The organism is Pseudomonas sp., from assembly GCF_051660785.1.
Lineage (GTDB): Bacteria > Pseudomonadota > Gammaproteobacteria > Pseudomonadales > Pseudomonadaceae > Aquipseudomonas.
The window spans coordinates 133,337-143,133 of record NZ_JBOFQE010000087.1 but is presented as its reverse complement, the minus strand read 5'-3'; the positions used below and the strand labels follow the sequence as shown (position 1 = coordinate 143,133).

The 9,797-nt window shown below is 58.2% G+C and carries 9 protein-coding genes and 1 pseudogene; 5 read left to right on the top strand and 5 right to left on the bottom strand.

All coding sequences use genetic code 11. The features are described 5' to 3' along the window. The coding region (locus ACRC4F_RS23750) for a phage infection protein (protein ID WP_438661549.1) at positions 1-332 on the top strand (332 nt) is incomplete at its 5' end. Between the two features lie 74 nt (positions 333-406). On the opposite strand, the gene ACRC4F_RS23745 is transcribed toward ACRC4F_RS23750, so the two are convergent. The 5 genes from ACRC4F_RS23745 to ACRC4F_RS23725 are packed head-to-tail and all read right to left on the bottom strand — an operon-like array spanning position 407 to position 4,706. Further along, on the bottom strand, positions 407-1,333 hold the full coding sequence (locus tag ACRC4F_RS23745; RefSeq protein WP_438661548.1) for an amino acid ABC transporter permease: 927 nt from the start codon (positions 1,331-1,333) through the stop codon (positions 407-409). Continuing rightward, positions 1,330-1,962 carry an amino acid ABC transporter permease gene (locus tag ACRC4F_RS23740; protein ID WP_438661547.1) on the bottom strand — a complete coding sequence of 211 codons (633 nt, stop codon included), beginning with the start codon at positions 1,960-1,962 and terminating at the stop codon, positions 1,330-1,332. The genes ACRC4F_RS23745 and ACRC4F_RS23740 overlap by 4 nt, the downstream gene beginning before the upstream one ends. Before the next feature lie 23 nt (positions 1,963-1,985). After that, positions 1,986-2,828 (bottom strand): glutamate ABC transporter substrate-binding protein, encoded by an 843-nt coding sequence (locus ACRC4F_RS23735; RefSeq protein ID WP_438661546.1) that lies wholly within the window; start codon positions 2,826-2,828, stop codon positions 1,986-1,988. Between the two features lie 39 nt (positions 2,829-2,867). Continuing rightward, positions 2,868-3,632 carry an amino acid ABC transporter ATP-binding protein gene (locus ACRC4F_RS23730; RefSeq protein WP_438661545.1) on the bottom strand — a complete coding sequence of 255 codons (765 nt, stop codon included), beginning with the start codon at positions 3,630-3,632 and terminating at the stop codon, positions 2,868-2,870. 51 nt (positions 3,633-3,683) lie between these two features. After that, entirely contained in the window at positions 3,684-4,706 is a 1,023-nt protein-coding gene (locus tag ACRC4F_RS23725; protein WP_438661544.1) for an asparaginase, read from the bottom strand. 184 nt (positions 4,707-4,890) lie between these two features. On the opposite strand from ACRC4F_RS23725, the gene ACRC4F_RS23720 reads away from it, so the two are divergent. The 4 genes and pseudogenes from ACRC4F_RS23720 to ACRC4F_RS23705 all read left to right on the top strand — a co-directional run bounded on the left by ACRC4F_RS23720 (position 4,891) and on the right by ACRC4F_RS23705 (position 9,788). Further along, the gene (locus ACRC4F_RS23720; protein ID WP_438661543.1) at positions 4,891-5,856 is read left to right on the top strand and encodes a LysR family transcriptional regulator; all 966 of its coding nucleotides are present in this window, start codon (positions 4,891-4,893) and stop codon (positions 5,854-5,856) included. Between the two features lie 87 nt (positions 5,857-5,943). Continuing rightward, positions 5,944-6,399 carry a glycine zipper 2TM domain-containing protein gene (locus ACRC4F_RS23715; protein WP_438661542.1) on the top strand — a complete coding sequence of 152 codons (456 nt, stop codon included), beginning with the start codon at positions 5,944-5,946 and terminating at the stop codon, positions 6,397-6,399. A gap of 682 nt (positions 6,400-7,081) precedes the next feature. Beyond that, positions 7,082-7,321 (top strand): annotated as a pseudogene (locus tag ACRC4F_RS23710) (non-hydrolyzing UDP-N-acetylglucosamine 2-epimerase); the annotation flags it as partial. A gap of 253 nt (positions 7,322-7,574) precedes the next feature. Further along, entirely contained in the window at positions 7,575-9,788 is a 2,214-nt protein-coding gene (locus tag ACRC4F_RS23705; protein ID WP_438661541.1) for a hypothetical protein, read from the top strand. Positions 9,789-9,797: the final 9 nt, after the last annotated feature.

The window sequence follows — 9,797 nt, the reverse complement described above, 5'->3', positions numbered from 1 at the left end:
TCTCGGTTTTTGCAGTTAACGCTTTCGCCGCTTCTTCTGCTCACCCGGTTGTCGCTGAAGGCGGCTCGGATCGTCTGATTGAAAGCCGTGTGGCTGAGGGTGGTTCGGATCGTCTGATCGAAAACCGCGTTGCCGAAGGTGGCTCCGACCGTCTGATCGAAAACCGCGTCGCCGAAGGTGGTTCCGACCGTCTGATCGAAAACCGCGTTGCCGAAGGTGGCTCCGACCGTCTGATCGAAAACCGCGTCGCCGAAGGTGGTTCCGACCGTCTGATTGAAAACCGCGTTGCCGAAGGTGGTTCCGACCGTCTGATCGAAAGCCGCGCCGCATAAATGAATGGTTTCACCGCAGTACTCAACGAAAAGCCCGGCCTGATCAGCCGGGCTTTTTTACGCCCTCCATTTACTCAATGATCACGTCTCGGCAGCTGATCCGATGCATGCCCCAGCCCGGTTTGCATGCCTGGAACATTCCCCAGCGGCCCGACCAGGTTCTCTGTCATATCGACCTCCTTGGGGACGACTGCGCGAGAGGTATAGGCCTGCCGCCGTTCGATCCAGCGACGCAATGCCAACAGCAGCGCGCTGACAAAGCCGTACATGACCGTGACGATAAACGCCGATTGCAGCAGTGATTGCGGGGCGAAGCTGGATATTTGCTGTGATCGACGCAACAGTTCTTCATAGGGAATGATGTACCCCAGTGAAGTGTCCTGAACGATGGCCAGCACCGCACTGATCAACGCTGGCAGCATGAGTTTCAGCGCCTGTGGCAATACGATCCATATCATCGCCTGGTGTTCGCGCATGCCAATCGATAGCGCCGCTTCTTTCTGCCCGCGCCCTAACGAGAGAATGCCCGCGCGGACGATCTCCGCCGTCATCGCGCTGTGGTGCAGCACCATCCCGAAAATCAGGTAACCCAGGGCTGACCAGTTCAACCCTAGCGAAGGCAGCAGAATGACGGTGAACAAAATCAACAACAGCAGCGGTACCGCACGGAAACACCCGATGTAGGCCGCCGCCAACGTGCGCAACCAGAGTTTGTCCGATAAGCGCGCAAGCGCCAGCGGCAATGCCAGGCTGAAGGCCAACACCACGCTGATCGTCGCCGCCAGCAAGGTTGCCATCAGGCCGTCAAACAGGAAGCGCAGCGTTCCCGGATGCATGAAGATTGCCCACCGATTGGCATCGAACTGACCACTTGCGTCGAGCCGGTGACCCACCGCAAACAGACACCAAAACAGCAGCACTACGCCAATCGCCGAGATGATCTTGTTGCGCCTTCTGGCAATCGGCCCCGGCGGTTCGTACAGCAGGTTCATTTCGCTCATCGCAACACCGCCATTTTTTGCTCCAGGAAGCGAAAGAACAGACCCGCTGGAAGGGTCAGCAGCATGTAGGCGGCCATGGCGCCGAGGAAGGTCGGTACGGCCAAGGCTGTGTCGAAGTTGATCTTCTGTGCCGTGTAGGTGATGTCCGCGACACCGATTGCAGCGCCGATGGCCGACGCCTTGATCTGAATGATGAACAGATTGCCCAGCGGCGCGATCACCGACTGCACCGCTTGTGGCAGCACAATTTCACCCAGAATCTGATCGAAGCGCATGCCGATACTGCGGGCGGCTTCGATCTGCCCGATCGACACGGTGTTGATGCCGGCCCGCACGACTTCACAGATCCAGGCAGCGCTATAGAGCCCCAACACCAGGACCGTGGAAGTGAACAGCGAGTAGATGAAGCCCAGTTTCGGCAATCCGAAAGTGAACAGCAGCAACAGCGCCAATAGCGGCATCATCCGCATGAGTTCAACGTAACCACTGGCAAACCAGCGAAAGGGTGGCCAGGGGCTCACCCTCATGATTGCCAAAAGCAGTCCGAGAACGATCGCGATGGCAAAGGACAGCAGGGTAAGCTCGACGCTGACCGCGATGCCCCCCAGAAAGCGTTCGATATAAGACATCACAGTCGCCCCTTCCGGCTCTCTTACTGTTCGATCACTGGCACCTGCGGTGCGCCCAGGCCGGACTCAAGATCTTTGCCATACAGTTTTTGCCATTGGCCGCTCTGGATCGACTTGCTCAACTGACCGTTGATCCAGTTGCGCCACGCCTCATCTTCCTTGACCACGGCGATTCCGTAGGGCTCTTCGGTGAATGGGGTACCGACCACGCGCATCTTGCCGGGTTGGCGCATCGACTCACCGACCAACGTCGCACCGTCGTCGACATAGGCGTCGAAACGTTTGTCGATCAGCCCCTCGACGCAGGCCGAGGCATCGCTGAAGGTCACGATTTTGGCATTGGGTGCCAACGGTTTGAGGTTGCGTTCAACGGTCGTTCCGTTCAGCACGCAGACCGTCTTGCTGTCCAGGTCGGCGGTTTTGTTGATCGAATGATCGTCTGCTCTGACCAGGGAATCTTGCCCGGCGAGGTAATACGGACCGGCAAAGCCGATGACCTTCTTGCGTTCGTCAGTCACCGTCATGGTGGAAATGACCATGTCCACCCGCTTGTTCTCGACCAGAGGGATACGGTTCTCCGGCGTGGTGCTGATCCACTCGATGTTGTCCTCGGAACCGGTGAGTTGCTTGGCCAGCATCCTCGCCAGATCAGCCTCGAAACCTTCCACTTGTCCAGTCATGGGGTTGCGGGAGGAGAACATCAGCGTATTGAGCGAGGTACCAACGACCAGTTTGCCGCGTTGCTGGATTTTGGCCATGGTCGAGTCGGCCGGGAACTGCTCGGCTGTCGAGGCCGATGCAAACCCGGCGAACAGGCAGGAAGCCAAAATGGAGACGCTGAATGAGACGAATCGATTTGAGCGCATAGTTGATCTCTCTTGTTATTGTGTTTTCAGTTGAGTGAATTAATGGGCAAGAACCTTGGACAGAAACTCGCGGGCGCGCTCCGAGCGGGGGGCGCTGAAGAAAGTTTCCGGGGGTGCACTTTCGACGATTCGCCCCGCGTCCATAAAGATGATCCTGTCGGCGGCGGAGCGAGCGAATCCCATTTCATGGGTGACCACCACCATGGTCATCCCGGAGCGGGCCAGATCGACCATGACCTTGAGCACTTCATTGACCATTTCCGGATCAAGCGCCGAGGTCGGTTCATCGAACAACATGACGCTGGGCTTCATCGCCAGCGAACGAGCCAGCGCAACGCGTTGTTGCTGGCCGCCCGACAGTTCTGCGGGATAAGCCTTGTCCTTGTGCGCCAGCCCGACCTGGTCGAGCAGCTGCAACGCCCACGCATCGGCATCCTGACGCCGCATACCGAGCACCTTGCGAGGCCCCATGGCGACATTCTGCAAAGCAGTCCTATGCGAAAACAGATTGAAACTCTGGAAAACCATACCGACCTTCGCCCGCATCTTCGCCAGTGCCCCACCCTCTTCAGGCAGGCGTTCGCCGTGCAAAAAAATCTCGCCACTGGTGATGGTTTCCAATCGGTTGATGCATCGGCACAGAGTCGACTTGCCGGAGCCGGACGGTCCGATAATCACCACCACTTCGCCGGGCTGAACCTCCAGGTCGACATCAAACAGGACTTGCTGACTGGCGAAGAACTTATTGACCCCTCGCAGTGAAAGGGCCGGGGTTGACTGGGTTTGAGCGTGAGTCGATTGCATGGTCTGTGATCTGCGTTAGAGGTCTGACGTGTGCCCGGCAGGCACCCCGGACTAGACGAATTTCAATTGCACCGTGGCTTTCAACTGGCCCACCGGAGCGCCGGTACAACTCATCAAGGCAGGGTCTGCCCAAGACGCCAATAGCGCGCTGTCGCCTCCTTCCTCCAGCACGCCCAGTTGTTTGAGCACAGAAAGGGTCACGGCAAACACACTGGGGAAATCACCGTCACTGACCTTGACCGCCACCCCTAGCCCCCGGCTACGGATACCGACCGTCTGCACACCATCGGCGCCGGTTTTCGCGACCCAGTCGCCCTTGGAGGCAATCGTGATCCCCAGGTCGGCCCGACCGGTGCCGGAGACCATTTCGGGGTGACGGCGCATGGCGTTGAACAGACGTTGCAAGACAGGGCTGAGACTGGCGTCGGAACCGGCATCACCGCTGGCCAGCCGCGCCCATAATAGGGCGAGCCGTGAGAGCGGCATGCCCAGGTTGGGGGCGTTGCAGCCATCGGTTCCCGTCCAGAGCTGTTTTTCCGGAACACGCGTCAGCGCCGCGACGACCCGCTGGATGTCACGTTGCAAGGCGTGTTCCGGTGCGAGATAGGAATGACTGGGCAATCCATGAAGTCGGCAATAAGCAAGAAAACCGGTGTGTTTGCCGGAACAGTTGTGATGGCGTTGATCGAAGTGAAAGCCGGCGGGAGGCAGATTGTCCGCGCTGTAGAAGTCCGGTAAATGGCAGCCACACCCCAGGTCAGTCGCGACATGCTCGATCTTGGTCAGCATGTTGCTCACGGCATTCACGTGCGAAGCTTCTCCCGAGTGACTGGCGCACATCAAGGCGACCTGATCCTCGGAGAATCCGAAGTGCTCGATGCCGCCGTCCCGTACAAAAGGAATGGCCTGGAATGGCTTGAGCGTAGAACGGGAAAACATCATCGCGGCAGGATCGCCGGCATACGCCAACAACGCCCCTTCGCTATCAACCACAGCCACTGATCCCCAGTGGATACGCTCGACGTGTTCGTTGCGGGTAGCTATGGCCAATGGAACATGTGCAGGAAAATCCATGATGATCTCGATACTCCAATGAGCACCCCGCAGATCTCTGAATCCCAGGGGTGATGACGTGGTCGGAAAGACATGAACGACGTGCGCACTTCGAACGAATTCAGTCTATATTCCGACAAAATCTGATGGAATATCGCGTTACAGAATTCGGTTTTGCACCCCACGCAAAGGCACTCTCTCTGATATGACTACCGACACTGGACGAATTGATCACCTGGGGGTCATGCGGGCATTGGTCAAAGTGGTGGAACTGGGCACCTTTTCAGCGGCGGCCCGAGAGATGCACGTCTCTCCCTCGACCCTGACCCGCATGATATCGGCGCTGGAAAAGTCGCTGAACACCACCCTTCTCCATCGCACCACCCACATCGTCGCGCTCACGGAGGCGGGTCAGATCTATCACGCGCGGGCGCTGTCGATGATTGCGGACCTGGACGACACCTTGCGCGTCGTCAGCGACCTCAACCTCGCACCGAGCGGCCCGCTGAAACTGACGTCTCCAGTGGCTTTCGGCAGGCGCTTCCTCGCTCCGCTGATCGCACCGTTCCTGCAGATGTACCCCGGCATCCAGATGGATTTGCGGCTGACCGACAACCACAACGACATGATCGTGGGCGGTTTTGATCTCGATATTCATGAGGGCGAAAACCACCTGGAAAACCTGATCGCCTATCCGATCTCCCGCAACGATTCGCTGCTCTGCGCCACCCCCGGCTACCTTGCGCGCTGCGGCCATCCTGCAACACCGGCTGAACTCAGTGTGCACAACTGCCTGATCTACGTTCATCCGGACAGCGACCCCCATTGGTATTTCACCAAAGACGACGTGAAGCATTCGATTTTCCCGAAGGGCAACCTTCAATCGGACAATTCGGAGCTATTGCTGGAAGCGGTCTGTGGCGGCCTGGGCATTGCCGAGTTTGAAATCTGGCTGGTGCGTGATCTGCTCTTGAGTGGCGAGCTGCAGATTGTCCTGCCTGACTATCGGTTTGTTAACTCACTGACCGGAAGTCAGATTTACATGGCTTACCTGCCCAATCGGCGCTTTTCCACGAAGGTACGGGTGTTGCGCGAGTTTCTTGAAGCCCGCCTGAAAGGCATCGGTGAACTCCCTCCTGAGCTCTACCCACATGCTGTGAAACAGCGATGAATTTAAAGGCACCCTCCAGACTTTTTCGTCTAACGTGAATTGATGCGTTTGCAAGTTCAACTTCCTCGAACACGCTGGAGTTTGACCATGAAAACTATCGCTTGCTGGTTGACGACTACGCTATTGAGTCTGGCGCTGTGCTCCTGTGTCGCGGTCGACGCCGGAAGCGGCGGCGCGGGTGAGATGGAAATTCGCTCGGGGAAAATCGAGCAGATTACCCAGACGCAGATGCAGACCAACCACGACAGTGGCGTGGGCGCCATATTAGGCGGCCTCGGCGGTGTGGGCCTCGGGAGTCTGATCGGTCGTGGCACCGGTCGGGATGTGGCGATGATCGCTGGTGCGCTGGCAGGTGCGGCGGGCGGTAACTACGCGGAGAAGAAACAATATGATCAACCGAAGGCTGCCCAGCAGATCATCGTGCGCACCAACAGCGGCGTATTGGTTTCGGTGACCCAGCCCATTAATCCGGCACTGACCAAAGGCATGAATGTTTATGTCGAAGGCGCCGGTAGCGAAGCGCGTGTGGTGCCACAAAGCTAGTCCAAGTCAGCAACCTGATTCGGACTTTGCCTGCGATGGCTGTTACTGCTAGACGGCATCAGGGTGGAGTGCCCGCGTCGGTTACCCGTTAATAAAGGTGATCGACGCTAGCGAAATTCTCCGCCCGCCGTTAATCACCCCCACACTACAAGTATTCAGATTGCTACTTGCCAGAAGTCTATTAGTTCAATCAGAATAACTTAATTCGCAACGACAATATAAAGGCGTCATTTAAGTGACTTCCACAACTGCCGCCGCCTCACGCGACTACCTACACCGCAGATCGCGACCCCGACAAACAATCATTAATTCATACGGACCGACGAATGGGCGGAAAACATTCATACCCTTTTAAAAACAACAGCTTAAACAGTATTAATTGGCCGACAAAAGACTTTTGGAAATTAATGAAAACTAGAAAAGACCGACGACAAATATAAAAGTTTCAAACTAATAAATTAAATTTAAAACCTCATATAAGACTTTTAAATACTTCCCTTCAATGCTAATAATCCGGTCGCTTCCGGGTATTCAAGACACTGCGCCACCTCACATGAAGTGAACATCAGATCTCACGCTGATCCCCCGGCCTCTATTCAATTCAAATAACACCAGCTGCTCAAGTTTCAAGAAGACTTGGACCGCTGTTGTGCTGCGCATGAAACTGCGCAAGGAAGACATCATCGCTCGCCATCATTCAAGGATTAAAATCCTTTCGATCTTCGGTACCCGTCCAGAAGCCATCAAGATGGCGCCTTTAGTCAAAGCCCTCGCTGCGGAACCAGGCATTCATTCGCAGATATGCATCACCGGTCAACATCAAAGCATGCTTAAACAGGTGCTGGATCTGTTCGACCTCAAGGCCGATTACACCCTCGATGTCATGACACCGCATCAGACGCTCAACTCGCTGACGGCGGCGCGCTGTTCGATGACGACTTGCTGTGGCGACGTTGCTCTCAGGCGGCCAACCCTTACGGCGACGGCAAGGCCAGTGCGCGCATCGTCGATGCCCTGATGGGCCGCCCGGTGAATGATTTCATCGTGGCAGGCCAGCCTTTGCCCAAGTTCCTGCAAGCCCCGTCAGCAAAGCCTGCGCCCGAGAAAAATCACCCGGCTTTTACCTCTCGATAAACCAAACCGTTCCTCCCCTTAACAGCTCGAGATCTACCTGAATGAAGTCTTCCGTTGCCATCCATACGGGTGCGCTCAGCGCCCTTGCCTGTGGCGTGAGCCTGCTCGCGCTCATGCCGACCTTTGCCTTGGCCGCGGACAGCCCGCTCACCCAGGCGATCAACCGGCTCAACGCCGACACCCGGCAAGAGCGTGAAATCCGCTTGAGCGATCTGGGGATCGATGCACCGATCATCCTCGGCTCCACCGATGCCCGCCGCGAGCTGTATCTGCCAGTGCCGGCGGGCGTGGCGCTGACGGACGCCACGTTGAATTTCGACGCCAGCTACCTCAATGGCGAAGGCGGCCGCAACACCTTGCTGCTGTCCCTGGACGGTTATCCGGTGCGCGCCCAAGGGCTCAGCGAAGCCCAAGGTGACGCCAGTGCCACGCTGGGCGTGGACAAGAAAGCGCGGGACAGCGGCTCGGTGCGCCTGGGCATCGCCTGGTCATCGATCGTGTCCCGTGTGTTGTGCGAAGACGAACGCGCCATCGGCAATGTACTGCGTATCGAGCCGGACACCCGCCTTACTTACAGCTACGACGCCAGCCAGTTGCAGGACGTCGGTGCTGCATGGACGGCCTTGCCTGGCAAACCGGGAATCATGGTCGCGCCGGGCACTGTGTCCGCCGAAAGCTACGATGCAGCCTGGCGCCTGGGCGTGGCACTGGAGCGGATCGGCAAGCACAGCCGCATCCTGCCCTTCCCCGCCGTACAAGACAGCGTTGACCTGACCGCCCTGCGCATCCCGGCCGAACTGCAAGGTATTCCAGCATTTGCCAGCCTCAACGGCAAAGGTCCGCACACGCTCGCGAACCCGGCGGAAATCGGTGCTTTGCTGATGCTGGGCCAGACGCCGAATGTCCAGGCGGATCTGGCGGTCAACGACCCGCAACTGCTCAGGGCGGTCAATGAATCCCTCGACGCGCTGCAGAGCCAGATCCAGGGCCTCGACGCCACGGCGGCCAACGCTTTCACGCAATGGCGTGAGCGGCATATCAATGCAGGCCTGGCCGCCACCGGTACCGACAACGTGCGCCTGGCGCTGCTTGGCACACGCCCGGTCCTGATGATCGCGCCGCAAGCGACCGGCAAGGCGCTGGCCTTGTTCAGCACAGCCTGGAACACCTTGGCACGCAGCCGCCAATTGACGGTCAGCGAAGCCCAGATGCCTTTGAGCGCCGACGGCCGTGTGGCCTTGTCGCGCCTGGGTGGCAATTCCGGTGCTATCGACGTGTTGGCCAAATCCGACTGGAGCACTTCGTTCCCTCTGGGCAGCGTGGCTTACGACGGTCGCTTGCCGGTGAAGGCCGTGATCGATGTGTCTGCCGCGCCAGGCGCTTCGGACACCGCGCCGGTGGCCTCGCTGTTCCTCAATGATTATCTGATTGGTGCGCAGCAGCTTGTGGCCAACGGTGAAAAGCAGCGCATCGAAGCACGAATCCCGCGTTATGCCGTGGGTGCGACCAACGTGCTGCGCGTGTCGTTCCAGCGTCAGCCAGTGAGTGATCGCTGCCTGGAAACGCCACAAGCCTTCCCGGTCTCGGTGCTGCCGACCAGCCACATCGTGCTGGAAAAAACTGCGCTGGGTAATGACTTCTCCGGCATGGCCGCGCGCTTTGCCGTGGACGCGCAACTCCTGGTTCCGCAGGCCTACCTCGAGCATCCGGCGAGCAGCCTGCCGCAGGTGATTTCGGTCGCAGACGCCGCCGGTGTCTCGCCGCTGCGAACGCAATTGAAGGTCGTCACTGACCCTAAAGTCTCGGTCACGCTGGATAAAGGCTTCCTCGCCTTCGAGCTGCCGATCAAGGACAGCAAGGAGTCGGTACAGGTCGATGAGAAGGGGCGCCTGCGCATCAATCACAAGGACCAGGTGATGCTGGACGTGCATCCGCTGAACCACCTGGCCTCGTTGCAAGTGGTCGAGTCCGGCGGTCAACACGGCCTGGTCTATCGCGCGTTGGGCAATGACGCGCCACGTTTCGCCAAACAGATTCTGCTGACCCGCGGCGACGTGGCGATCCTCGGCGACAACGGTGCCCTGACCACCTTCGACACTCAAGATCCAAGCGGCAGCCAATTGATCGACAACGAAGAACCCAAGGGCCTTGATGCCTGGCGGACGCCGTCGCTGTTGTGGCTGATTCCGGGTGGCATCCTGTTGGTTCTCATCCTGTTGCTGGCTGGCCGTAACGCCCGTCGCAATCGCCAGTAACGGAAACTC